The organism is Mesorhizobium sp. M0019 (assembly GCF_040323975.1).
Classification (GTDB): domain Bacteria; phylum Pseudomonadota; class Alphaproteobacteria; order Rhizobiales; family Rhizobiaceae; genus Mesorhizobium.
Genome location: NZ_JAMYVK010000002.1, coordinates 194,226 through 217,756 on the forward strand (window position 1 = coordinate 194,226; position 23,531 = coordinate 217,756).

Annotated in this window: 23 protein-coding genes; 13 read left to right on the plus strand and 10 right to left on the minus strand. The window is 60.6% G+C overall.

Annotation, left to right across the window (positions count from 1 at the left end; all coding sequences use genetic code 11):
• The first annotated feature begins 103 nt into the window (after window positions 1-103).
• From NKK47_RS03070 to NKK47_RS03080, 3 genes are all read left to right on the plus strand, one after another.
• On the plus strand, window positions 104-1,225 hold the full coding sequence (locus NKK47_RS03070) for a L,D-transpeptidase family protein (protein ID WP_352458117.1): 1,122 nt from the start codon (window positions 104-106) through the stop codon (window positions 1,223-1,225).
• 147 nt (window positions 1,226-1,372) lie between these two features.
• Entirely contained in the window at window positions 1,373-3,001 is a 1,629-nt protein-coding gene (pyrG, locus tag NKK47_RS03075) for a CTP synthase (RefSeq protein WP_352458118.1), read from the plus strand.
• 11 nt (window positions 3,002-3,012) lie between these two features.
• On the plus strand, window positions 3,013-3,552 hold the full coding sequence (locus NKK47_RS03080; protein ID WP_352575021.1) for a DUF1697 domain-containing protein: 540 nt from the start codon (window positions 3,013-3,015) through the stop codon (window positions 3,550-3,552).
• A 30-nt stretch (window positions 3,553-3,582) separates the two neighbouring features.
• Here NKK47_RS03080 and NKK47_RS03085 read toward each other — a convergent pair whose 3' ends face one another.
• The 3 genes from NKK47_RS03085 to NKK47_RS03095 all read right to left on the minus strand — a co-directional run bounded on the left by NKK47_RS03085 (window position 3,583) and on the right by NKK47_RS03095 (window position 6,347).
• Window positions 3,583-5,040 carry an NCS1 family nucleobase:cation symporter-1 gene (locus tag NKK47_RS03085; RefSeq protein WP_352575022.1) on the minus strand — a complete coding sequence of 486 codons (1,458 nt, stop codon included), beginning with the start codon at window positions 5,038-5,040 and terminating at the stop codon, window positions 3,583-3,585.
• 194 nt (window positions 5,041-5,234) lie between these two features.
• Entirely contained in the window at window positions 5,235-5,627 is a 393-nt protein-coding gene (locus NKK47_RS03090) for an MmcQ/YjbR family DNA-binding protein (protein WP_352458121.1), read from the minus strand.
• Window positions 5,628-5,654: 27 nt separating this feature from the next.
• A complete protein-coding gene (locus NKK47_RS03095; RefSeq protein ID WP_352458122.1) occupies window positions 5,655-6,347 on the minus strand; it encodes a TetR/AcrR family transcriptional regulator in 693 nt (230 codons plus the stop codon).
• Window positions 6,348-6,483: 136 nt separating this feature from the next.
• Here NKK47_RS03095 and NKK47_RS03100 point away from each other — a divergent pair, with 136 nt between their 5' ends.
• The 3 genes from NKK47_RS03100 to NKK47_RS03110 are packed head-to-tail and all read left to right on the plus strand — an operon-like array spanning window position 6,484 to window position 9,410.
• Entirely contained in the window at window positions 6,484-7,494 is a 1,011-nt protein-coding gene (locus NKK47_RS03100; protein WP_502903642.1) for an efflux RND transporter periplasmic adaptor subunit, read from the plus strand.
• Between the two features lie 6 nt (window positions 7,495-7,500).
• Window positions 7,501-8,742 carry an ABC transporter permease gene (locus tag NKK47_RS03105; protein ID WP_352458123.1) on the plus strand — a complete coding sequence of 414 codons (1,242 nt, stop codon included), beginning with the start codon at window positions 7,501-7,503 and terminating at the stop codon, window positions 8,740-8,742.
• On the plus strand, window positions 8,739-9,410 hold the full coding sequence (locus NKK47_RS03110; protein WP_352458124.1) for an ABC transporter ATP-binding protein: 672 nt from the start codon (window positions 8,739-8,741) through the stop codon (window positions 9,408-9,410). Before NKK47_RS03105 ends, NKK47_RS03110 begins: the two co-directional genes overlap by 4 nt.
• Window positions 9,411-9,427: 17 nt before the next feature.
• Here the strand turns inward: NKK47_RS03110 and otsB are convergent, their stop codons facing one another.
• The 4 genes from otsB to NKK47_RS03130 form a co-directional block, all read right to left on the minus strand.
• Window positions 9,428-10,189 carry a trehalose-phosphatase gene (gene otsB, locus NKK47_RS03115; RefSeq protein WP_352458125.1) on the minus strand — a complete coding sequence of 254 codons (762 nt, stop codon included), beginning with the start codon at window positions 10,187-10,189 and terminating at the stop codon, window positions 9,428-9,430.
• Window positions 10,186-11,967 carry an alpha,alpha-trehalose-phosphate synthase (UDP-forming) gene (locus tag NKK47_RS03120; RefSeq protein ID WP_023674969.1) on the minus strand — a complete coding sequence of 594 codons (1,782 nt, stop codon included), beginning with the start codon at window positions 11,965-11,967 and terminating at the stop codon, window positions 10,186-10,188. The genes otsB and NKK47_RS03120 overlap by 4 nt, the downstream gene beginning before the upstream one ends.
• A 175-nt stretch (window positions 11,968-12,142) precedes the next feature.
• Window positions 12,143-14,305 carry an amylo-alpha-1,6-glucosidase gene (locus tag NKK47_RS03125; protein ID WP_352458126.1) on the minus strand — a complete coding sequence of 721 codons (2,163 nt, stop codon included), beginning with the start codon at window positions 14,303-14,305 and terminating at the stop codon, window positions 12,143-12,145.
• Between the two features lie 47 nt (window positions 14,306-14,352).
• A complete protein-coding gene (locus NKK47_RS03130; protein ID WP_352458127.1) occupies window positions 14,353-15,414 on the minus strand; it encodes a glycosyltransferase family 4 protein in 1,062 nt (353 codons plus the stop codon).
• On the opposite strand from NKK47_RS03130, the gene NKK47_RS35160 reads away from it, so the two are divergent.
• Entirely contained in the window at window positions 15,400-15,972 is a 573-nt protein-coding gene (locus NKK47_RS35160) for a DUF982 domain-containing protein (protein ID WP_502903643.1), read from the plus strand. The genes NKK47_RS03130 and NKK47_RS35160 overlap by 15 nt on opposite strands.
• Here NKK47_RS35160 and NKK47_RS03140 read toward each other — a convergent pair.
• Window positions 15,954-16,472, minus strand: coding sequence for a hypothetical protein (locus NKK47_RS03140; protein WP_352575024.1), 519 nt, complete (start codon window positions 16,470-16,472; stop codon window positions 15,954-15,956). The two genes, NKK47_RS35160 and NKK47_RS03140, sit on opposite strands and share 19 nt — an antisense overlap.
• 34 nt (window positions 16,473-16,506) lie before the next feature.
• Between NKK47_RS03140 and NKK47_RS03145 the strand changes: the two genes are divergently transcribed.
• From NKK47_RS03145 to NKK47_RS03165, 5 genes are all read left to right on the plus strand, one after another.
• A complete protein-coding gene (locus NKK47_RS03145) occupies window positions 16,507-16,785 on the plus strand; it encodes a hypothetical protein (protein WP_352575026.1) in 279 nt (92 codons plus the stop codon).
• Between the two features lie 232 nt (window positions 16,786-17,017).
• Entirely contained in the window at window positions 17,018-17,185 is a 168-nt protein-coding gene (locus tag NKK47_RS03150; RefSeq protein WP_352458130.1) for a hypothetical protein, read from the plus strand.
• Between the two features lie 263 nt (window positions 17,186-17,448).
• Window positions 17,449-17,673 carry a hypothetical protein gene (locus NKK47_RS03155; RefSeq protein ID WP_352458131.1) on the plus strand — a complete coding sequence of 75 codons (225 nt, stop codon included), beginning with the start codon at window positions 17,449-17,451 and terminating at the stop codon, window positions 17,671-17,673.
• 215 nt (window positions 17,674-17,888) lie between these two features.
• A complete protein-coding gene (locus tag NKK47_RS35165) occupies window positions 17,889-18,143 on the plus strand; it encodes a DUF6894 family protein (RefSeq protein WP_502896501.1) in 255 nt (84 codons plus the stop codon).
• Window positions 18,144-18,584: 441 nt separating this feature from the next.
• Entirely contained in the window at window positions 18,585-19,316 is a 732-nt protein-coding gene (locus tag NKK47_RS03165; protein WP_352458133.1) for a TylF/MycF/NovP-related O-methyltransferase, read from the plus strand.
• Window positions 19,317-19,457: 141 nt separating this feature from the next.
• On the opposite strand, the gene NKK47_RS03170 is transcribed toward NKK47_RS03165, so the two are convergent.
• On the minus strand, window positions 19,458-20,966 hold the full coding sequence (locus tag NKK47_RS03170; RefSeq protein ID WP_352575028.1) for a hypothetical protein: 1,509 nt from the start codon (window positions 20,964-20,966) through the stop codon (window positions 19,458-19,460).
• Window positions 20,967-20,976: 10 nt separating this feature from the next.
• Window positions 20,977-22,185: a class I SAM-dependent methyltransferase gene (locus tag NKK47_RS03175; protein ID WP_352458135.1), complete on the minus strand. Its 1,209-nt coding sequence runs from the start codon at window positions 22,183-22,185 to the stop codon at window positions 20,977-20,979.
• Between the two features lie 729 nt (window positions 22,186-22,914).
• Between NKK47_RS03175 and NKK47_RS03180 the strand changes: the two genes are divergently transcribed.
• A complete protein-coding gene (locus NKK47_RS03180; protein ID WP_352575030.1) occupies window positions 22,915-23,412 on the plus strand; it encodes a hypothetical protein in 498 nt (165 codons plus the stop codon).
• Window positions 23,413-23,531 lie beyond the last annotated feature (119 nt).

The window sequence follows — 23,531 nt, forward strand, 5'->3', positions numbered from 1 at the left end:
CTTCCGGCTAATCGATTATACGTTGCACGCGGCATTCTCGGCGTCCTTGGGGGGCGCCGGGCGACGCCGTGGGCAACAAGCATTGAACGATCGGATCTTCCCCATGCAGCTTCGCAGCTTCATTTTTGCCGGCCTTTGTGCCGTGCTCAGCGTAGGTGCGCCCGCTTACGCGGCCATGCCGACGGCAAACTCGGCCCACAAAGCCGCAACAACAACCGACGTCGTCAAGGTCGCTGCCAAAAGCGATGCAGCGCAATTGAAGCTTCTCAAGAAGAAGAAAGATCCGACGCCGGACGACCTTGCGCAGATCCGCAAGATCGAAGCCAAGATCGCAGCCGACAAGGAAGCCGCTCGCGCCAAGGCACTCGAAGCCAGGAAGCTGGCGATGCGTGAGGCGGCGAAAGCCAAAGCCGATGTGGAACGGCAGGCGTTCCTTGCCAAGAAGAGCCAGCCGCTCGCAACGGCCAAGGTGGCTGACGCCACGCCGGCCAAGAAGAAGACCGTCAACATCATCGAACCGATTACGCCCATTGCGCCGATCCAGTCGGCCGAGCCGATCCCGGCCGAGGCCATGAACGTTGCGCTGACCGGCAACAATGGCGAGTTGCGCAGCGAACCGGTCGGGCAGAAGCCGCAGAGCGTCGGGCTGTTCGCGGGACTGTTCGGCGGCACATCCTCTTCGTCGATGTCGCTGCTTCCGGAAACACGCGCGCTCGACGCCGCGCTCGAAAGGAAGCAGGCCAAGCGGCAGTTCAAGGTCAAGGCGGAATTCGTGCCGCAGGAGGTCGAATTCACCGGCTACAACCCCGGTACCATCGTCATCGATACCAGCGCCCGTCGTCTCTACCTCGTCGAATCATCGTCAACCGCCCGCCGTTATGCCATCGCGGTCGGCCGGGAAGGCCTGCAGTTCAAGGGTACGGTTGCCGTCGGGGACAAGCAGGAATGGCCGCGCTGGATTCCGACGCTGGATATGCAAAAGCGCGAACCCAAGCACTATGGCCAGTACAAGGACGGCATGCCCGGCGGCGGCGACAATCCGCTCGGTGCGCGCGCCATCTATCTTTACGACGGCAAGAAAGATACCCACCTGCGCATTCACGGCACCATCGCGCCGCAGTCGATCGGAACCAGCGCCTCCAATGGCTGCTTCCGCATGATCAACGAGCACGTCATGGACCTTTACCGCCGGGTGAAAGTAGGCACCAAAGTCGTCATCATCTGACGCTTTTACAAATCGTGCCAAAAGGGCCGGCCTCGCCGGCCCTTTTGTTTTGATACGCCAACGACCAGAGCGCCTTCTTGGGAAAAAGCCTTCGCGGCGGTTTTTTCTCTGGCGGAATCAATTCGGCCGCGTTAAGCGATGACTCCCATGGCGCGATATGTATTCATCACAGGCGGCGTGGTTTCCTCACTTGGAAAAGGCATTGCTGCAGCGGCCCTTGGGGCTCTCTTGCAGGCGCGGGGCTATCGCGCACGCATCAAAAAGCTCGATCCCTATCTCAATGTCGATCCCGGCACGATGTCGCCCTATCAGCACGGCGAAGTCTTCGTGACCGATGACGGGGCCGAGACCGATCTCGATCTTGGCCATTATGAGCGCTTCACCGGCCGCTCGGCCAACCAGCAAGACAACATCACCACCGGCCGGATCTATAAGAACATCATCGAGCGCGAGCGGCGCGGCGACTATCTCGGCGCTACCGTGCAGGTCATTCCGCACGTCACCGACGAGATCAAGAATTTCGTCCTCAACGGCAATGACGACTACGATTTCGTGCTGTGCGAGATCGGCGGCACCGTCGGCGACATCGAAGCGATGCCGTTCCTGGAGGCGATCCGCCAGCTCGGCAACGACCTGCCGCGCAACAACGCCGTCTACGTCCACCTGACCTTGATGCCTTACATTCCGACGGCAGGCGAACTGAAGACCAAGCCGACGCAGCATTCGGTCAAGGAGTTGCGCGGCATCGGCATTGCACCCGACATACTGCTGGTCCGCGCCGACCGGCCGATCCCCAAGGAAGAGCGCAGAAAGCTGTCGCTGTTCTGCAATGTCCGCGAAAGCGCCGTCATCCAGGCGCTCGACGTCCCGCATATCTACGACGTGCCGATGGCCTATCACAATGAAGGGCTGGATTCGGAAGTGCTGGCCGCCTTCGGCATCGATCCGGCGCCGAAGCCCCGCATGGAACGGTGGCAAGCGGTGTCCAACCGCATCCACAATCCGGAAGGCGAAGTGACCATTGCCGTCGTCGGCAAATATACCGGCCTCAAGGACGCCTACAAATCGCTGATCGAGGCGCTGTCGCATGGCGGCCTCGCCAACCGGGTCAAGGTCAAGCTCGACTGGATCGAAAGCGAGATATTCGAGAAGGAAGACCCGGCGCCGTGGCTGGAGAAGGTCCATGGCATTCTCGTCCCCGGCGGTTTTGGCGAGCGCGGCTCTGAGGGCAAGATCCTGGCGGCGAAGTTCGCGCGCGAACGCAAGGTGCCGTATTTCGGCATCTGCTTCGGCATGCAGATGGCCTGCATCGAGGCGGCGCGTTCGCTGGCCGGCGTCGAGCGCGCATCATCGACCGAGTTCGGTCCAACCGAGGAGCCGGTCGTCGGCTTGATGACCGAATGGCTGAAGGGCAACATGCTGGAAAAGCGCAGGGAAACCGGCGACCTTGGTGGTACCATGCGGCTCGGTGCCTACCAGGCCGACCTCGCCAAGGGATCGAAGATCGCCGAGATCTATGGCGATACCCAGATTTCCGAACGCCATCGCCACCGCTACGAGGTCAATGTCGACTACAAGGAGCGGCTCGAGGATTGCGGCCTGGTGTTTGCCGGCATGTCGCCGGACGGCGTGCTACCGGAAACGGTCGAATATCCCGGCCACCCCTGGTTCATCGGCGTGCAGTACCATCCCGAGTTGAAAAGCCGGCCGCTCGATCCGCACCCGCTGTTTGCCAGCTTCATCGAGGCGGCGGTAGAGCAGTCGCGGCTGGTCTAGACTAACCGCCCATGCAAACTTACGTCGCGCTGCTCTACTGCATTGTCCTGGGCGAGGGGCGGCGGGTCGTCATGTCCGATCTGAAGGCGATGGCCGAAGGCCTGGGTCTGAATAAGCCGCGCACGCTGGTAGCGACCGGCAATCTGGTCTTCGAGGCGCAAGAAACAGAACTTGCGGCGTTGGAGCAGCGGCTGGAGGCGGCGTTCGCAAAGATTTTCGGCCGCCACGTCGACATCATCGTGCGCCGCGCCGACGGCTGGCTAAGGCTGGCGGCCGGCAATCCGTTCCCAGCTGAATCGGCCGAGGCCGCGGACCAGGTGGCGGTGCGCGTGATGCGAGCGCCCGTTCCCGCCGAGACCGCCGCGGCGCTTGAGGCATATGCCGGCAAGGACGAGAAGCTGCGGATTGTCGGCGGCGACATCTGGATCGTCTTTTCCCGCGAGATGCCGAGTTCGCGGCTGCTTGCGGCGGTGAGCCACAAACGCCTCGGCATCGGCACGTCGCGCAACTGGAACACCGTGCGCCGCCTGGCCGAAATGATCGCAGAATGAACGGGGCGGCTCGCGCCGCCCCGAGTCTGTTCAGGCCTTGGCTATCCTGGCTCCGGCACCGAGTGCCATCGTGCGCAGCACGTAGTAGATGACGCCGGCAATTGCCACGCCGAAGAACCAGCCATAGACGCCCCACCATGACGGCAGCAGGCTGGTGAAGTTGGGCAGGATCGAGGAGAAGACCGCGCCGATACCGGCGGCGATGAAGGCATTGACATGCCAGCCGCCCTGAAAGCGGAATTCGCCATTCTCCCTGTAGAGTGCCTCGACGTCGACCTCGCCCTTCCGGATCAGGTAATAGTCGACCATCATCACGCCGAAGATAGGCCCCATCGTCGCGCCAATGATGTTGACGAAGGAGGCGGCACTGCCTTCCCAGGGCGCGAATGGATAGAGCACCAGCGCGATCAGCGCCGCGATGTAGCCGCCCTTCTTGAAGTCGATCTGGCGTGGAAAGACATTGGAGAAATCGAAGGCCGGCGACACGAAGTTCGCCACCACATTGATGCCGAGCGTCGCCACCGCAAAGGTCAGGGCTGCGAGCGCCGCCAGGAACCAGCTGTCGAATTTCGCCGAAATCTGGTCGGGATGCAGCAGCACCTCGCCATAGACGTCGAAGGCGGCGATCGTGGTGACGCCGGCGACCAGCGAGAACAGGATAAGATTGACCGGCAGGCCCCAGATGTTGCCCTTGCGCAGCGATGCCTTGTCCGGGGCGTAGCGCGCGAAATCGCAGAAGTTGAGATAGAGCGCGGAGAAATAGGTCACCCAGATCGCGGCCACCGCAAACAGCGAGGTCCAGGAGCCCGGCGTGCCCGGCACGCCCGCGTCCTTTGTCTTTTCCAGCAGCACATCCATCGGGATGTCGCTGGTGAAAGCGAAGGTGCCTGCCTTGATGCAAAGATAGATCGCCAGGATCAGCATCATCACCCACACCGCCGGTCCGGCCCAGTCCTGGAAGCGGCGCACCGTTTCCATGCCTTTCTGGATGATCAGGAGCTGCAGCGCCCAGATGACGGCGAAACAGATCACCTCGAGCCCGGAGTGGCCGAGGAAATGGGTGCCCTGGTTGAAGTCGGCGAACCATTGCGAGCGGATCAGCAGGGCTACGATCGCCCCGGAGGCCGCCGCCGTCTGCGCGCCGTACCAGAAGCAGGCGACGATGGCGCGCACCAGCGCCGGTATGTTGGCGCCCCAGATGCCGAAGGAGGCACGCGCCAGGACAGGGTAGGGCACCCCGGTCTTCACGCCGGCATAGCCGACCATGTTCATCAACGCATAGATGATCAGCGAACCGATACCGATGGCGATGATGAAGTTGACGAAGCCGCCGCAGAACAGGAACAGGCTGGCAGCGAGATAGTAGCCCCACAGGCTGTGGACGTCCGACGTCCAGACGTTGAAGATCGAGAACGGTCCCCAGTTTCGAACCTTCGCCGGTGCGAGATCCTCATTGTACAGGTCCGGTGATGCGCCTTGTATGGTCATTGCTATGTCCTCCCCTTGTTACCGCACGCGCCTCCACGCATGGCACGCAGGTTAAGCCTGACGCAGGGGAACCGGCAAGCAGACGATTTGCCGGCTTTGGCCTTAAAGTCATTCAATGAGAAACGCGCTTATCGGCATGGCGTCGTTGAGCTTCTAGCGCCGGCGATTCGGTGGGGTGACACCGATCGCTCGACCTAAGCTCCAGAGTCCACCTTGTGCGTGATCAGGGCGGCAAGCTTTTTGGGCGCTTGTGCGCGATAACTCTCATCGAGCCATGACTTCAGTTGTCCCATCGGTGGCAGTTCGTCCGGTGCTGGTTCGAACGTCACCCATCCGCTCTTGCCAAGGCCGTACTCCGTCGGCGACGCATAGTGGAGCTTTCTCGCCTCGTCGCCGCTGTAGGGGAGTTTGAGGGAGATGCTGAACGGTTCGCCTTCCAGGCTCAAATAAGCAAAGGTCTTGCCTTTCACCGCGAGATCGTCGTGACCAGGCCACGGACTCTTTGTCTCTGCGCCTGGATAGGTGAGGCCGAAGGCGCGCAGTTCCTTGAGAACGGTATCGGTCGAAGCGCGCGATTTCCTACTCATCAACTCTCCTCCATCGCTGTCAGCGGCTTACGGTCCGGCTTCGAGAAAAGCCCGGGCAAAACCGGGCTGCACGGCTTCTATCGTTCCATCGGGCAACTTCAAAAGCCGGTCGATTGCGATGCCGTAGAGCCGCAATCGGCCCTCGAGCAGCCGCGCTGCTTCGTCGATATTACCCTGTTCGGCCTGTAGCAGGGCGCGGTGCATCACGTCCCGAAAGGTCAGCCGGAGTTGCAGGAACATCTCGGCAAAAGCTTGCGGGTCGGGCACGTCGAGAATGCCTTCCTCGCTTCCCTTCCTGAGCAGATTTGTGATTATCGGCTCGGCCAGTTCCCTGGCCGCCTGGTCGACCCGATGGAAGAGGGCAAGGTTCTCGGGCCGGAACACGACGAAGAACGTTTTTCGCAATTGCGGGGCAAGCTCGATGTTCAGCCGTCGCGAGCCGGCAAAGAGTGCATTGAGCCGGCCAATCCCATCGAGTGACGGGTCGTCGAGGACGGGTTGCAGCTCGGCAAGGCTGTCACGTGCGAGACGTCTGGCGAGCGCCTCCAGCAGGGCCTCCTTCGACGCGAAATAGTGATAGAACGCACCCTTCGACAAGCCGGCCTCGCGGATGATGTCGTTCACCGTCGTGTTGTCGTAGCCATGCTCGAAGAAAAGCCGCTGGGCACAGTCGAGGAGCTCGGCGGATCGTATCTCCGGCGGCTTTATCACTCGGGGCAAAATCGACCTCATAAAGTACAGGGGGCAAGAGGAGCACGAACCGTTTCTTTATGCAACTTTTATAGACCGACGGTCGGTCTAATGCTATGTCTGCCACCGCTCCGACGTTCGCATTCGATGGTGGAAGGAGAGCTTCTTGCGACGGATACGCTGGACTGTCGGCATCGTTCTTGTCGCGGCGACTGCTGCTTTCGGCGCTTGGTATGTGTGGCAGCCGGCCAAGGTTTCGATCGTGACGCCACAACGCGGCGACGCGGCGGAGATCGTTTACGCGAGTGGCTCGGTCGAGCCGCGAACCTGGGCCAAGGTGACTCCCGTTGTCCGCGAGAGGATCGTCGAGCAGTGTAATTGCGAGGGGTCGAGGGTTGCACAAGGCGATGTGCTCGCCAAGCTCGACGACAGCGAGGCCCGGGCTGTGCTTGGCGAGATCGAAGCGCGTCAAGCACTCGCCCAAGAAGAGCTCCGGCGGCTGACCGTGCTTGCCGAAAGGCGTGCGGCAAGCCAGCAGGCGCTCGATCGCGCGCAAAGCGAGCTTGGCCAGATCGAAGCGCTGGTTGCCGGACAGAAAGCGCGGCTCGACACCTACGTCTTACAAGCGCCGAGCGCCGGCGTCGTGCTCAGGCAGGACGGCGAGGTCGGTGAGGTCGCCGAACTCGGCACGGTGTTGTTCTGGGTCGGCGAGCCGAAGCCGCTCCTGGTGGTCGCCGAGGTGAACGAGGAGGACATTCCACGGGTCGAGATCGGCCAGCGCGCGCTGCTTAAATCCGATGCGTTCCCTCGGCAGAATCTGGAAGCGGTGGTCGACAGCATCACGCCCAAGGGAGATCCGGTGACGAAGACCTATCGCGTCCGCTTCCGCCTGCCGGACAATACGCCGCTTCGTATAGGCATGTCGACCGACGTGAACATCGTCATCCGCGTTTCGAAAAATGCGCTGTTGATCCCGTCGGTTGCGGTGGATGGGAACAAGGTGTTCGTAGTCGAAGGCGACAAGGCCTGGCGGCGTGAAATCCGCACGGGCATTCGTGGCACCAATGGCGTCGAGGTACGGTCAGGCATCGACGAGAAGGCCAGCATCGTCTCGCCCTATCCCGCTGACCTCGGCGACGGTGCGCGCGTGAGCATCGCCGCCGCGCAGGAGAGATAGGCAACGATGGCGCTGATCGTCGACATTGCCGTAACGCATATCGCCGGCCGCGGCCGCCAGACGCTGGTCGCCATAGTCGGCGTCGCGGTGGGTGTCGGCTTCTCAATTGCGATGGCAGCGCTGATGCAAGGCGGGCAGGACGATTTCGTCAAGCAGCTCGTCGACACGATGCCGCATGTCGACATCACCGACGAGCAGCGCACCGCCCGCCGGCAGCCGGCCGAGGACTACTTCGAGACCGTCGCCATCTCCGGGCTCCGGCCACGCGACGATCGGCGCGGCATCATCAATCCGACCGCCGCGACCTCCCGGCTGGAGAGCTGGATTCCCGGCCGGTTCGCAGCAAGCCTCAAGACTCAGGGCGTGATCCGCTATTCCAGCCGCGAAGTGGGCGCAGCTATCATCGGGGTCGATCCGCAGCGCGAGACCGGCGTTTCACCGATCGTCGGAGAGTTCGTCGAAGGCAGCTTTTCGGCACTTGCCGCGGGCGGCAACAACGTGCTGATCGGCAACACGATGGCGAGCCGGCTCGGTGCCGGATTCGGCGATACGATAACGGCGGTCTCCTCGGAAGGGCTGACGCGCAATTTCAAGATCGCCGGCCTTTTCCACACCGGCACCACCGCGCGCGACGAAGGCGAAGCTTATGTGCTTTTGAAGAACGCGCAGATTCTCTCAGCGCGGCCAAACGCCATCAACGAGATCCGCATCAAGCTCGACGACCCCAACCGCGCTCCCGCGGTGGCGCATCGTGCAGAGGCCGAACTGGGCTACAAGGCCGTGGCGTGGCAGGAGGCCAATGAATCGATCCTCGAAGCACTCGTCGTGCGCAACGTCATCATGTACACCGTCGTCGGCGCGATCATGCTGGTTGCTGGCTTCGGCATCTACAACATCATCTCCACCATCACGCACGAGAAGGCGCGCGACATCGCCATCATGAAGTCGCTTGGCTTCCCGGAGTCCGACATGCGCCGGCTCTTTCTGCTGGAAGGCGTGGCGATCGGCGCTGCCGGCTCTGTGCTCGGCGGGGTGCTTGGCTTCTCCATGACCTATGCACTGTCGCTGGTGCGTTTCGAGATCGCCGCGACTGGCCAGGAGATGACCCGGCTGCCGATCGCTTGGAGCTTGATGCACTACGTGATCGCGTCGGCTTTCGCGCTGGGCTCGGCGGCAGTGGCCGGCTACCTGCCGGCGCGCCGTGCGGCGCGCCTGAACCCCGTCGAGATTATCCGAGGCGCGTCATGAGCGCACTCATCGAGACCGAAAAACTGACGCGCGTGTTGCCCGAGACGGTTCCCGTCACGCTGGTCAAGGACATCACGCTCGCGATTAACGAGAGAGAATTCGTCGCCATCACCGGACCCTCCGGCTCCGGCAAGTCCTCGTTGCTCTATTTGCTCGGGCTGCTCGACCGGCCGACCGCTGGGACGTTGAGAATAGGCGGCCGCGACACCGAGCCGATGAATGAAAGGGAGCGCGCGCAGACACGGCTTTCGACGCTGGGCTTCGTCTTCCAGTTTCATTTCCTTCTGCCGGAATTCACGGCGCGCGAAAATGTAGAAATTCCAATGCGCAAGCTTGGTCGGCTGGCCCGACCCGTGATGCGCGAACGGGCTGGCGAGTTGCTGTCATCGCTGGGGCTCGGCGAACATCTCGACAAGCGGCCGGACCAGCTTTCGGGAGGCCAGCGTCAGCGCGTCGCGGTGGCACGCTCGCTCGCCAACGACCCGCCGCTTATCCTGGCAGACGAGCCGACGGGGAGCCTCGACAGCAAGAGCTCGGAGCAGGTGTTCACAATCCTGCAGAATCTGGTGCGCGAACGCGGCAAGACGGTCGTGGCAGTCACGCATGACCTGGACATGGCCGCACGCATGGATCGCCGCATTCACATGGTGGACGGGAAGATCAGCTGAACCGGGCCACGGCGCGATCAGGCCACCGCCGACGTCTCGAAACTGGCCTCGAGCCAGGCTATTGCGCCGGTCACGTCGTCGAGGGCATAGTTTGCGGCCGTCGGTCCGTTCGGCTTCACGCGGATGGAGATGCCGCCAATTTTATTGATCGCCTCGAAACCGTGTTCGTCCGATGTATCGTCTCCGAGGAATATCGGCCGCCGGCCGACAAAGGGCGGAATGTCCATGAAACGCCGGATGGCAGCACCTTTGACGGCTTCCAAAGGCATGAGCTCGACGCCGGCGTTTCCCGGAAGCACCCGATAACCCTTCGGAAGCCGGGCCAATGCCTGTTCGACGAGCTGGATTGCGGGTGCAAGCAGTTGCGGTGCTGCTCTTGTATGAACGGCAAGGACCGGCCCCTTGCGCTCGACATAGACCTTGCCGCTGCCGAGTTCGGCCTCGATCTCGTCCGCAAGGGCGGCGATGTCGGCCGGCGCGTCGGCGGCATCGATCGGACCGCTCGGCGTCAGCCGGTGCTCCAGCCCATACAGTCCGGCGATCCGCAGCTTCAGCGGATGGAATAGCTTGTCCACGGCGGGAATCGATCGGCCGGTGATGAAGGCGACCGCACCATCCAGCCGCCGCTCGATGCGTTCCAGCAGATTGCGCAATTCCTCGCCGACGAACACCGCGTCGGGATGGGCAGCGTGTTCCAGCAGGGTTCCGTCGATGTCGAGGAAGAGCGCCCATTGCCCTTCCGACAGGTTCAACGCCAGCGGTTGTTCAAAGCTTTTCACGACGCTGCCTTCCGAGCCCGCTCGAACATCGAGATGACGTTGTTGGTGTTCGATGGCGGGCGCTCGCCGGTTCCGGTCACCCTGTCGAGATCGCCGCGTTTGCGCAGGCGCGCGGCGTCCAGCAGCATACTGCCGGCCCAGCGGTAGACATTGTTGTCGCGGACCATCTCGCGCATCGGCCGCAAACGTTCGCGCTGCTCTTCCGGCGTCATCGTCAGCGCCTGCAACAGCGCCTCGCTCATCATGGCCGCATCGTAGGGGTTGACGATCAGCGCTTCCAGCAGTTCGCGCGAGGCACCGGCGAAGGTGCTGAGCAAAAGCACGCCCTGTTCGTCGTCGCGCGCTGCGACGAATTCCTTGGCGACAAGGTTCATGCCGTCATGCAGACTGGTGACCATACAGATGTCGGCGGCGCGATAGACCTCGTAGACCTGCTCCTGCCGATGATGTTCGGCGACCATCAGGATAGGGCTGTATGTCTCGCTGCCATAGCGCCGGTTGAGCTCCTCGGCACAGCGGCGGCATTCGTCGTGGAGTTGCTGGTAGGCGGGCAATGTCCCCCGGCTCGGCGCGGCGATCTGCAGGAAAACCACCTTGCCTATCCATTCGGGATATCTCGTGAACAATTCGTCCAAGGCATGGAAGCGATCGAGAATGCCTTTCGTGTAGTCGAGGCGCTCGACGCCAACGCATAGTTTGGTATCCGCAGACAGGCCGAATCTGTCGCGCACGCTGGCGCGGCACTCCTCCACAGACGGCAGTTTTGCCAGCAATTGGGCCGGCCATTCTATGGAAATGGGATAGGCGTGGACCAATGTGGTCTGCCCACCATAGGAGATTGCCGCGTCTGCCCGTTCGATCCGGCTCTCCAGAAAGCGGTCGACACTTTCGGTGAAGTTGTTGGCATGGAATTGGGTATGAAAGCCGATGATCGAACTGCCGAGCAGTCCTTCCAGGATCCGCTCACGCCACGGACAGATGCTGAACACTTCCGAATTGGGCCAAGGGATGTGCCAGAAGGTGATGACTATCGCGTCCGGCAGGCGCTGGCGAATCATGCGTGGCAGCAGCGCAAAATGGTAGTCCTGCACCAGCACGATCGGCCGTTCGTTGCGGGCTTCGGCAACCACCGTATCGGCGAATTTCCGGTTGACGGCCTCGTAGGCGTCCCAGTCCGAGGCGCGAAACACGGGGCGGGTGAAGGCGATATGGCAAAGCGGCCATAGGCCCTCATTAGCGAAGCCCAGATAATAGCCCTGATATTCCTCCTCCGTCAGCCAGACCCTGCGCAGCGTGTAGGACGGATTGCCCGGCGGCACCTGCACCCGGTCGTCCTTGTCGACGGTGAGGCGGTCTGCCGTGCCGCCGCCATAGGCGATCCAGGTGCCGGCACAGGCGCGGGTGATGGGCTCGAGTGCCGAAACCAGCCCGCTGGCCGGCACCAAAAGTTGGACCCCGTCATCCTTGATGTTGTGGATGTAGGGTTCGCGGTTGGACACCACGATGACCTGTGCGTCCGGCAGGTCGTCGGCCAGGATCTTGCGCAAAGTGTCGGGCGACCATGTGACCAGTGCCGCATCGGCCGACTGGCCGTTCTTTTCGAACTCGCGCAGCACCTTGCGTGCCGCTTCCGACGCGACATCCTCGCTCGGCGTGTATGCGGCCGCCGTTGCGCGGCCGCGACGCTGGCGGGATATCGACAGGAGAATGGCAAAAGCGGAAAAGCCAAAACTTGCAATCAGCAAAACCCAGAGCAGGTTTACAGTATAATCTGACATGGAATGTGATCTCGCCTCCGGCCGGTCGATAGCCGTTTTTTTATTTGTTTTCTGGTTCGCCGCCGTATGACAACGACAACGTCCCCGCGCCATTTTTGCAACGCACAAACAGGCTATCGGTTCCGGACGATTGCAATGCCGCGCGTCATTTTCGATGCGCCGCAGCGCGGCGGCATCAAGTACGCACGATGAGCGGCACCATCCCCTCATACCGATCGGCGAGAAAGGCGACGACCCGGTCGCCGACACGCTGGAATGTGAGGTCGACCACTGTCGAGCCGACGCCTAGATGCCGCAATGTCAGCGTGTCGATGCCGATCGGCAGCCTTGGGCGGGTGACCCGGATTTCGCTGTTCCAGCCGTCGATTTCGAGCCCAAGGCAGGCCTGCATCAGCATGAAGGCCGATCCCGCCGACCAGGCCTGCGGCAGGCACGCGACGGGATAGGCGATGGGCGCTTCGCCCGGCGACCGGGTAAAGCCGCAGAACAGTTCCGGCAGCCGCATGTTGAAATGGACAGCCGATTCGAACGTGCCGCTCATCAGCCTGACTACGCTGTCGCGCACGCCATAACGTGCCAGGCCGGCACCGCACATGGCGGTGTCGTGCGGCCAGATCGAACCATTGTGGTAGGACATCGGATTGAAGAATATCGCATCGTCGGCCAGCGTCCTCACTCCCCACCCAGAGTGGAACGACGCAGAGAGCAGCTGATCGGCGACCATCTGCGCCCGTTCCGGCTCGGGCAGCCCGACAAAGAGAAGATGGCCGGCATTCGACGTCCGTACCTTGCAGAGCTCGCCTGCACCATCGATCGCCAGTGCATAGAAATTGAGATCGTCCATCCAGAAATGGCGTTCCACCGCGGCGCGCATGGTTTCGGCCCGTTCCTCCCAATGATCGGCCTTGTCGTCCTCGCCGCGGCGGCGGGCGAGGGCCGCCAGCCCACGGAACGCGGCAAAGACGTAGCCTTGCACCTCGACCAGGGCGATCGGCCCCTTGGGCATGCGGCCATCGGCATGGAAGACGGAATCGAAACTGTCCTTCCAGCCCTGGTTGGCAAGGCCGGTCTCGGCGCCGCGCTGGTAGGTAACGAAGCCGGTCGCGCGGCTTGTCTCCTCCGTCCATTCGGCCGCTGCACAGAGCGATGGCCACAGGCCGTCGACGAACGCCATGTCGCCGGTACGATCCGCATAGGCGCAAGCGAGATGAATGTAGAGCGGCGTGGTATCGACGCCGCCGTAATAGCGGCCGAACGGGAGCTCCCGCAGTGCCGCCATCTCGCCCTTGCGGGTCTCGTGCATGATCTTGCCCGGCTGCGAATCGCTGAACGGCGACGTTTCGGTCGCCTGATGCTGGGCGAGAAAGGCGAGTACGCCGCGCGCCAGCCCAGGATTCAACCACAGCATCTGCAGTGCGGAAATCACCCCGTCACGGCCAAATGCCGTCGAGAACCAGGGTATGCCGGCATAGGGGTAAGGTCCGGTTGAAAGCTCGGTGGTCAGCAACGCCACGTCCGCGCGCGCGCGTTCGATCCAGTCGTTGAAGACGCGGCCGGAGCTGTGCACCGTCGCGCCGTGGCGGCGTTTGGCGCGCATGCCGAAGCGAGCGCGGGCGGCGGCAGCCCGAAAACGGTCGCGGTCGGGTGTCTCCGCCACTTCCGGGCCGACCTCGATATAGAGGACCTCGCTGCTGCGCTTCGTCACCGCAACCAGGAAATCCGCGCGGCTGGCGGTCAAATTGTCCGGCGCCTGCGAGAACGAGATCGCCGACAGGCGCACGAGCTGGTCCAGCCCGTCATATCGAAGCACCACGGATGTCGGACTGGTCTCGGCGGCGTGGGCTATTCCGCGCTTGAGCCGGGTCGAACCGCGCACCTCGAACATGTCGCGGAAATCTGCTGCGAAATGCAAGGAAACCCGAATGGCCGACGATTCCTGGCTGTAGTTGGAAAGGGTGATGCGCTCGAACAGCCGGTCCTGCCAAAGCAGCCTGACGCGTTCTATGTGGATCGCGCCCTGCGGAATGTCGCGACCACCGACACTCTGGATCGGCAGATTGGTCAGGTTCGAGGTGAAAAGCACATTGTCCTGGCTGAGCGAGGCGCCGAGCAACGACATTTGCCGGCCACCGACCGTCAGCCGGAATTCCGAAAGCACACGCGTGTCGTCTCGGAAAAAGCCATCGCCGGCGCCGCGGATGTCGCCATAGGCGTCGGCCACCGCGAAGCAGTCGGCTTGCTTGAGGGCGAACAGCCGGTGCGGCTCCCGGGGCGCAACCTCGTCGAGGGAGGCAAGGGCTACGGCGGGATCAAGCTTACGCTCGTCGAGTTGATTCATACGTCACAAGCTCTGTCGTTTCGTTCCAACGTCCACAATGACGCCGATCAGGACGCTCTGGCTTCACCGGGAGTACCGATCAGGCGCGCATAGGCAGCCACATAGTCGTGGGCCATTCTCGTGGCAGAAAAACGGTTTTCGAACACGGATCTCACCTGTCGCCTGTCGAGGCGCAGCAATTCCGGTATCGAGGTGACTGCGGCATCGACCGTATCGACAAGGAAACCGGTCACGCCGTGGTCGATGATCTCCGGCAGGGCACCGCATTTCCAGGCGATTACCGGCGTGCCACAGGCCATAGCCTCTATCGCGGCAAGACCGAACGGCTCCGGCCAATCGATCGGAAACAGCAGGCCGGCCGCCTTGCCGAGGAATTCCGCTTTTCTGTCCTCTTCGATCTCGCCGATATAGTCGACACGGTCGCCGTCGATCAGCGGCTCGACCGTGTCGTGGAAAAAAGGGCGGTCGTCGTCGCCGATCTTTGCCGCAAGCTTCAGTTTCAGCCCGGAGCGCAAGGCGATCTCAATGGCACGGTCCGGGCGCTTGTCGCGCGACAGCCGGCCGAGAAAGGCCAGATACGGCTCGTCCGCATTCGTCTCGAAAGTCGGCTCGTAGATATTGATCGGCAGCCCGTGATGGATGGTCGCCAGCCAATTGGCCCTGGGTAGCCCGGTTCTCTGGCTGCGGGAAATGGAGATCATCGGAAAGCGCGGAAAATGTTCGTAGGCCGGGGCCAGGTCGACATAGTCGAGCCTGCCATGCGGTGTCGTCACCGTCCGGTCAGGCATGTGTTCGAAGAAAGGAAAATGCAGGAAGTGGCTGAGATGGAAATGGATGATGTCGAACTGTTGCGCGCGGCTCCTCACCTCGGCGAGCATCGAGAGATGCGCCGCCGTTTCGGATTTGTGCGGGCGAGAATCGAGACGGAGCGCGCGCTCGCGACACGCCACCAATTTCGCCGACGTCTTGGTATCGCCGCTGGCGAACAGGGTCACGTCATGGCCAAGCTCGACCAATCCTTCGGTCAGATAGGAGACGATGCGCTCCGTCCCTCCATAGAACCGGGGTGGCACGGATTCATGGAGCGGCGCCACATGGGCTATTCTCATGTTTTGGCATTTCCCTCAAAAAGACTGCTCGTGGCATCGAAATGCATCAGCCGCGCTAACGTTCCCGTACAATGGCAAGATGTCACCCAATTGGGGCAAGATGTCACCCAATTGGAGCTGCCGGGCGCGTCCACCGCTGCTCGTCTCGTGCAGCCAACATTTTTCAGGCCAAGCCCTCTTTTGCCGGGAACCAAAGTCGGGTTCGCGAGTTTAGTGGGGTTCGATCGCACGCATCCGGTCGACGGGGAGGAAATGATGGACCGCTTGCAATTCTTTTCGCCCGTGCGGGTTTTGCGCGGACAGGGACAGCCTGTGGAGGAGATCGACAGCGTTGCCGAAGCAATGGCATTCTTGCGAAAATGGCCGGCGGGGCGGCGCGGGCCGGTTTACCAGTGCGCCGTGAATTGCTGCGCTGCGGCCATCGCCGGCCGGATGTCGGCCGAGGAAGCGAGAAAGGCTTTTGCCGGCTTCGCCCGGATCACCCGCCTGCTCGAGGGCGATCGGCCGTTGCCGATGAGCGGCGAGGATCGGCATCGCGATCACGCCTTGAGGCGATAGCGCCGACTGCCGCAGATGGTCCGAGCAAGGGTGGCATTCAGCCGGAGCGCCCGATCGGCGACCGACGAGCAGCGCCGGCAAGGTGTCGTAGAGCGTTGCCCAGTAGGGGCGTAAAACTCACGCCGGTATTCCGGCACTATCCAGTAGACTGCGGCAATGGTCGTGAGCGTAACGATGAAGCCGATGAGCTTGCGCACGACACGCTCGACTTCAAGCGCTCGCATCGGCTTCGCCTGCAATCCCGTTGAACGCCTTCGAAACGTCTGGAAATAAGCCGTGTCGACCGCGATCATTGCTGCAGTAGTAGCTGCAATGACAGTCATGGCCTGCAAATGCACAGGCCAGCTTCTGTCGGCGAGCATCGCGACGGTGAGCGCAAGACCAAGCAATCCTGCAAGGTCGGTGAGGGGCGCGGTCGCCGATTTCGGTCGGAGCGTCATACTACTACTCCCGTTGTCGTGAGGATCGATCGTCGTTGCCGGCCGCGTGGTCGCCGCCACGGTTCAACTCGAGTGGCGCCGCCACCGGAGCCGCTTGAGCAACCGCTACACTCCGCCGCTGCCGTTAGACCCGCCGCTGCTTGTTCCGTCGTTGCCGCCACTGGATCCGCTGCTGCCGCTCGAACCGCTGCTGCCGCTTGAGCTGCTGGCGCCGCTCGATCCGCTGCTGCTTGAGCCGCCGATAGGCCCCTTGCTCGCCTTCTACAGACCGACCTATGGCAAATCAAAGTCGCTTCGGTTGTCTCGGGGTAAGGCCCGTGATGACCATTGCGGTTGCCGTGGCCGCCATGGTCATCATTGTGAACCGGAGTAAATTCCGAAATTGTACATAGATACCTCGCTTTCTGACGCCTCGCTTCTCGGGCTCGCGCCCAAGCGTCCTGATTGTCGAGTGGGCGTTTGCGACAGCCCGCATACGGATCGCTTACGCCTCAGCGGTCGGGGCTCAGGGTCGGCATAAAAGTTGGACGAAGCGCAGACAATGGTGCCGCATTGCGGTATTTCGACCGGAAAAGGCCAAAGATGCACTTTTGGGGGAATGGATAATGTCGAAACGGCTTAGACTGGTGCTGGGAACGGTCGGCGCAATTGCCGTCGCCATTGTCTGGGGGATCGTCGCCACGTCGATGGGTGTGCCATCGATTCTGATCACTGTAGGAGCGGTCGCGATCGGCGCGGGCATCTACAGCTATGTCGATCGAAGCCGAAGCTGATCCGGTTATCAGGCTACGGGCATAGCGCAAAAATCCCACGGTCGCAGACTGTCTGCGGCAATGCTCAGTGTACGAAAATTACCAACGACAGCGTTCTGTGGAACGAGTGGCCTGCCGAAGCTATTGTGGTGGCGGTCCGAGACGCCCCCGCCTCGGGTCATTGGCTCACCCAGCCGAGTGGTCCGCTGCTACCCAATGGCAGCGGACCTTCATCCGGAGGACAGACCCGGAAGACGGACATTGTGCCGAATCGAGGGAGGACGATGGTCGTTGACGAGATTGCCGCGCGGCGCCTGAAAATTCTGCTCAAGCAATACATGGAGACCAGGAAGAGGCGCCACGATGCGGTTTCCACCGCAGCGGCTGAGATCGCGATCAGGGCTGTCATGCCGAATTGCCCGGTCTCCGGAAAAGCCCCGGACAACATGATTGCGGCATGTGCGTTCGAACACGGGCTGGGGGTGCTGTTCGATCGACCTGACGCATGAAGGCCTAAACGCCATGAATCCCAACGCCAAAATCGCACGGTGCTGTCGTGCACAAATCCGACGCTGTTCCTGAGGCGCTCGCGACTAAAGCGCATCGCGCCGATCAGCCTCATGCGACGCGCTTTAAGTGCTTGTTTTTGTACATGTCGTTGTCGCAAAACCGCTGCACACTTTTGCGCGACATGCATTAGAGAAACCGACCCACCGGAGGAGCCATGCCGAGATATTTTTTCCATTTCCGAAACAATGAGGGCCGCTTGACGGAAGATTTCGAGGGTCAGGAGTTGGACGGTTTGTCCGCGGCTCAGGATAACGCAATGGCTTCGGCCAAGGAAATCCTGGCCGAGGGCCTGCTCAGCGGCAGCCCGGTCCTGACAGGTCTTTCCTTCGAAATCTGCGACGAGAACCGGAAGCTGCTTTTCCGATTTCCATTCTCGGAAGCTGCCGAAAAGGCCGGCGCTCGACCGTGATTGGCCAAAAGCCCCACGATGCGGGCGAGCTTTGATCGAGCCTGGCTGAAAACCGCATGTCGCGGCAAGACGGTCGTTGGTGCAAATCAGCACCATTCGACGCGCATCTGCTTTAGGGCGTTGCCTTGCTGCGCGCAAATATGTGATGAAGAGGCGCGGCGCCGTCGTTTGCGGCGCGCAGCGCAAACGGGGCGGGTATTAACTCCCGGCTGGGAATCGACTAACTTCCGAACTGGCCAGGGCACGTGACCGTGATCTTGAGTCGCAGTGCATGGCGTCCATTCCCGATGTTGGCTTATTACGAGCGACGGAAGGCGCTTCCTTGCGGCAATAAGGCCACGTCCTTCAGCCGGAACTCGACGTCATTCGCGTCTGATGCCGGCAGAGCTTCTCTTCTGTCCGTGTTATGAACATACCGAATGATGGAGGATACGGATGAAATTGAGAGACGCGGCACTTGCTGTTATTTCGAAAAAACGCAGAGGCGCGGTTTGGTACAAGGTCTCTCAGAAGAAAGCCGACAAATACGGCTTCTATGTCTATTCCAGCCACATGGTCTGGAAGGATCAGTCATTTTTCCGCAAGGCGCTGCAGCGAGTCAAAAACATCCGCGGGATTCCAGATCCGCGAGCTTTCGTTCTGCAAAGCTGCTTGCGATCGATCGAGCGTGTCGACGGCGATGTGGCCGAATGCGGCGTAAGGCAAGGCCGGTCGACGATATTCATGCTGATGAGCGATCTTCGAGCACGGCACTACCATCTTTTCGATTCGTTCGCAGGCTTGTCGGAACCGACCGCGGAGGATCGCAAGCAAAACGGCCGAACGTCATGGAAGTCCGACGATCTCAGCACCGACGAGACAATAGCCAGAGAGAATATTTCAGGCGTCAGCAACACCACGTTTCATGTCGGATGGATACCGGAAACTCTTTCAGGCGTAGCCGACCGACGTTTCGCCCTGGTCCATATCGACGTCGATCTATACGAGCCGACACGTGATGCGCTTGCCTTCTTCTACGATCGAGTGTGCGCGCATGGCCTGATCATATGCGATGACTACGGCTCTGCGCTCTGTCCTGGAGCCCGAAAGGCCTTTGACCAATTCTTCGAAAGTCGCCCGGAAGGCATCATCGAACTTCCGACGGGACAGGCAATTGTCGTAAAGGCAAGCTAGCGCTGGATGGCCGCGGCTGCGTCACGGCAATTGCTGACGGTGGCTGTGGGCCGCGGATCGCGTTTATTGGAGGCTCCAACTGAGGCAGGACGGTTCAGCCGACAACCCTCAGTGCGCTTACCGCGAACTCGCATCGCAGTCTTACCGCCCCGGCACGGACGGACTTAGAACCAGCGCTTCGAATTCATCGTAGCGATCGGGGCAAAGCAGCCTGACATAGTCGAGCGCCTGCAGCGAATTGTCGCTCGAGTGCAGAGCGTTCAGACGCTTCTTGTCTGCGAGTTGCGCGGTCCGTTTTCTTAATTTTTTCTTCAGCAAAAGACGTTTGTTATCGACAAAGGCGCGTCCGATTTCCACCTGCTCGGGCATCGGCAATGGGTTGGGGTCAAACGTGACGATGAAATGGGCTGGCACGCCAGCCGGTTCGCTGTCTTGCGACGATGCCCAGTTGCCGCCACGAAAGAGCGAAGCAATTTCCATCCTCCGTTCCACGGGTATCATTTCGGACAGCTTGATGTCGAAGCCTTCCGCGGCAAGTATCGTTTCGATCGGACCAACCAGCTCGTATTTCAGCGCGGCTTCGCGGACGATGAACACGGCCAGGCCTGGCAAGTAGGATGACCTGACCGCATATCTCGACCGGACGAATTCGTTCGATCTTGCCACGAAATTGATCGTTTCGCTTTCGGGGAACCATTTCTCGCGCCGCAATAGCGCTTCCATGTCGCTCAACGTCCGAACCCGAGCGACGCCTGCCTTGTCGCAAAGCCGCATGAGCTCGGCAAACCGTGCTTCGTCGTCCCAGGTTTTCGGCAGTAGGGTTTCATCCTTGCCCAGCACTCCTGGCTGCCTGTGAAAAAGCAAATGATAGCAATAGCTCAACAGCGCGTCGGCTGGACACGGATGCCATTCGCCCCATTCGCCCCGCTCGCGCCGCGCAAGCAAGTCCAGGGCGCGGGCAGGGGGCAGATAAGCGACATTGCCATCCGAATGGCCCGGCACGCTAAACGGCGTATAGACGTCGAGGGGGATCGTGCCAAAACGCTCTGTCATTCGCCGCACCAGTTCGCCGGCATCGTCATTGTGGACCAGCAGATCGATATCGCCTGAAGTCGACGGATCCCTGATCTTTTGCGCCGACCGCAGCGTGCTGTAGCGAAGGTCCGCGACGGAACTGAACATGTCCACGATACCGCGGCCAAGCGCGGCATAGTATTTGGCGCTACGCTGCTTGCGCGCGACGTTCTCGAAGACAAGCCAGCGCGACCTGTGGCAGCTAGCGGCAGCCGGCATCATTACCTGCCCGCGCCAGGCGAGCCGCCCACGCCGCAAGTGATTTAGCAACAGAAGCCCGGCGAGAAACGAACGTGCGCTGGCCCTTACGAGCAAGAGCCTTGCCCCCCCTATATGCTTTAGATCCTTCGAGCGCAGCGCCATGGCGGACCGGCCCTCGAGCAGCACGACATCCGCATTGTTGCGACCGACATCTTTGGCGCTTCGATACGTCAGACGAAGTTGGTCAGGTGATGCCGGACCGTTGCCATAGATTGCGACATCGCGCGCACCAGCACCCCGGATCGCTTCGGCAAGCCCAGCGTCCCGCGGCAGAAAGATGGCGACCTTCTTCTTGTCGAAGACGTCGGAAGGCAACAAGTGGTTTCTAGGCGGGCTTGAGATCGTCGATGTCGCCATAATTTGCCGCGTGAATCCGTTGCCAATCCGCACTGTCGAAAAATTCGTAGTTTCCGTCGTTTCGAGCGAGCCGATGTCGATTGTGGTCCAGGGTGGCGCAGAACCGGAACCATTTGTCGTACCAGCTTGCCAGGAAGTCAGGGGAATCATACCGGACGTAAAGGCCTTCGTAGCGCACCTTGGCGTCCGGTTTCATCCGTTTCTTGTTCAACTCATTGGCGGCCAGTTGCGAACGGATACGCGCCTTGGGCGTCATCATCGTGAATATCGAGAGGTGTTCGGCGCAGCGAATGAATTCCGCCGCCGGATCGCGCTCATAGGTTCCAAGCGCGCGCTCATAAGGCCGAAAGAAATCATAGTGCAAAACGACATGATCGAGCGGGCCATCTGGCAGCCGCCTTATCTCGTTCGCGTCGGCTTGCGCGGTTACTCCCTCGGGCAAACCCAAGGACACACGAAACGCTTGATCGTTGATGAGCCGATTCTTGAACGTACTTTTTCCGGAACTGGTCGGTCCGGCCACAACGGTCAGATGCTTGATACGTCTTTTGGTAGCAACCACCAGAAAACTGTTTCGCGGCTTCGACGGGACAATTTGGACAGGTTCGAATGTCGCCATGTGCTGATTGAAGATCCCTTCCATCGCGGCGACGTTCGGTAGAAAGGTGCGCCCGGCGACTTCGTGCATCCTCCTGGCCCAGGGAACGTCGATAGCGGGACCGGGCGTCCGAAAGCGCGAAAACAACTTGCTGGGCTGGTTCGGCAATTCGAGAACCAGACGTTCGCGCGCCATCGCCGCCATTCGTCGCAAGGCATGGATCGGGTCGAACAGTTGTGGCAAGACGTTCAGGCAGGCGACGACATCGAAGCTTCCAAGATCTCCGATCCGCTCGAAATCCGCTTCCAGGTATTCAGGCGAGAGTCCCGTCTGCTCTGCTTTTTGCCGAGCAATCAGTACATTCTCACGAATGAGTTCAACTCCGACAGCCCGCGTCGCGCCGCGGCGAAGCGCCTCGAGACACAGTTCGCCATGGTGACTGCCAATATCAATAAAGGTCTTACCCGCTATCTTGTCGTTGAAGACGCTATCGTTGCGGAAGCCGGCATAGTCGGCGGCATCCTGCCGTGCAGCACCCAACACGGTAAGCATCTCGATCAGAAACTGCGTGACATGCATTTGCCCCACTGGCCGCCGCGAACTTGAAAAACGGGTTCGACCCCCCAATTGCCAATTGCCCGAAGTGTTCCACTAAAATAGCAATTTCGCAACAGGCCGGCTAACGAACTCGTGCAGAACCGACACAGGAAGCGGTTTTTAGCAATACGGGCGACATTGGTCCTGAGTATCTGGGTTAGGATGCGAGAAACTTCGCGACCGGGGCCGTTGGACCATCTGCCTTCAGGCTTTGGAACGAGCGCGAGTGAAGTTGCGGTCCATGGGAGTTCCTTTCTGTTCCTTTCTCGCGATTGCGTTTTCAGGGTTTTCTGGGAAGTGTCAATTTTGGGCGGATATCTGCTCGGCCCAAGGCCAGCGCCCGCTCCCCGTCAAGGAAGCCAGTCCCGCGCGGCTAGTGAAAAAAAGTTGTGGTTCATGTTCTCAGACAATCGCCTGCCATCGACGTAACTCTGATATGCGGCAGAAGCCCGAATTGCTTTCACAAACGCTGCAATCGTTTCAACAGATGTTATTTCGGCACTTTCGCATCGATGGGGGTCTCCGTCACATCGATCCGTTTGGCGGAAGCGAACTCGATCATGAAAGGTGCCGTAGCCTTGTTCTGGCGTATTTTCCCAATGCAGTCATTCATCGAATCGCCGAATCGGCATAGGGGCGTGGAGGTTATCTCCACGTCCCCTGCCACACCACCCCATCTCAGAACCAGAAACTGCAAGCTTTGGACATGCAGTGAAGGACGTTTGGTCTCGAGTGATTTCACCATTTGTCTTGCATCTCGAAGATGACTGGCTTGCACTTGAGCCTATCACCCCAGACCGGGTGTTTCCCCGTCGCACTCGAGCAGAGAAACTTGTAACAAAAGAGCTCGGGTGGAACGGGCGTGACGAGTTTCGCAGGCGAACGGAGAAAGTAAGATTTCTAAGCGTTAGAATTTGGAAGAGAAAGTATCCTAACTTTGGAACAAGCCCGGCTTTCTTCTCGGGAGATTTTATACAGGAGTGCAGTGCACTACTGGTTCCGGATCTTGACCCAGAAAAGCAGCAGCGCGCCCACTATAATCGTCCGTTTACAGATTTTACTTCGCGTTACCAATGCCGTCTTTTGTCAGGGATTAAACAACCAGAAATGATCGTAGATATTGGCAGGAAGTGGCGCGAAAACCAAGGTGTATCAAAAAAATCAAAGAACGGCAGAAGTGTTTGGGACAACGCCATGCAAAATCGTTGAGATCGTCAGGCTGTCATTCGGTATCAGGCTAAATGCTCAGAATTCCTGGACGTCGCATCCGGAGTCAAATGCAGGGTTCAGAACTTGCCTATTAGAGATCGAAGATCGAAGCGTCCAGC

What these genes read in the sequence shown, in the direction of transcription:
- NKK47_RS03070 (WP_352458117.1), top strand. Translation starts at nt 104, where the DNA reads ATGCAGCTTCGCAGCTTCATTTTTGCCGGCCTTTGTGCCGTGCTCAGC.
- pyrG (WP_352458118.1), top strand. Translation starts at nt 1,373, where the DNA reads ATGGCGCGATATGTATTCATCACAGGCGGCGTGGTTTCCTCACTTGGA.
- NKK47_RS03080 (WP_352575021.1), top strand. Translation starts at nt 3,013, where the DNA reads ATGCAAACTTACGTCGCGCTGCTCTACTGCATTGTCCTGGGCGAGGGG.
- NKK47_RS03085 (WP_352575022.1), bottom strand. Translation starts at nt 5,040, where the DNA reads ATGACCATACAAGGCGCATCACCGGACCTGTACAATGAGGATCTCGCA.
- NKK47_RS03090 (WP_352458121.1), bottom strand. Translation starts at nt 5,627, where the DNA reads ATGAGTAGGAAATCGCGCGCTTCGACCGATACCGTTCTCAAGGAACTG.
- NKK47_RS03105 (WP_352458123.1), top strand. Translation starts at nt 7,501, where the DNA reads ATGGCGCTGATCGTCGACATTGCCGTAACGCATATCGCCGGCCGCGGC.
- NKK47_RS03110 (WP_352458124.1), top strand. Translation starts at nt 8,739, where the DNA reads ATGAGCGCACTCATCGAGACCGAAAAACTGACGCGCGTGTTGCCCGAG.
- NKK47_RS03120 (WP_023674969.1), bottom strand. Translation starts at nt 11,967, where the DNA reads ATGTCAGATTATACTGTAAACCTGCTCTGGGTTTTGCTGATTGCAAGT.
- NKK47_RS03125 (WP_352458126.1), bottom strand. Translation starts at nt 14,305, where the DNA reads ATGAATCAACTCGACGAGCGTAAGCTTGATCCCGCCGTAGCCCTTGCC.
- NKK47_RS35160 (WP_502903643.1), top strand. Translation starts at nt 15,400, where the DNA reads ATGGGCTATTCTCATGTTTTGGCATTTCCCTCAAAAAGACTGCTCGTG.
- NKK47_RS03130 (WP_352458127.1), bottom strand. Translation starts at nt 15,414, where the DNA reads ATGAGAATAGCCCATGTGGCGCCGCTCCATGAATCCGTGCCACCCCGG.
- NKK47_RS03150 (WP_352458130.1), top strand. Translation starts at nt 17,018, where the DNA reads ATGTCGAAACGGCTTAGACTGGTGCTGGGAACGGTCGGCGCAATTGCC.
- NKK47_RS03155 (WP_352458131.1), top strand. Translation starts at nt 17,449, where the DNA reads ATGGTCGTTGACGAGATTGCCGCGCGGCGCCTGAAAATTCTGCTCAAG.
- NKK47_RS35165 (WP_502896501.1), top strand. Translation starts at nt 17,889, where the DNA reads ATGCCGAGATATTTTTTCCATTTCCGAAACAATGAGGGCCGCTTGACG.
- NKK47_RS03175 (WP_352458135.1), bottom strand. Translation starts at nt 22,185, where the DNA reads ATGCATGTCACGCAGTTTCTGATCGAGATGCTTACCGTGTTGGGTGCT.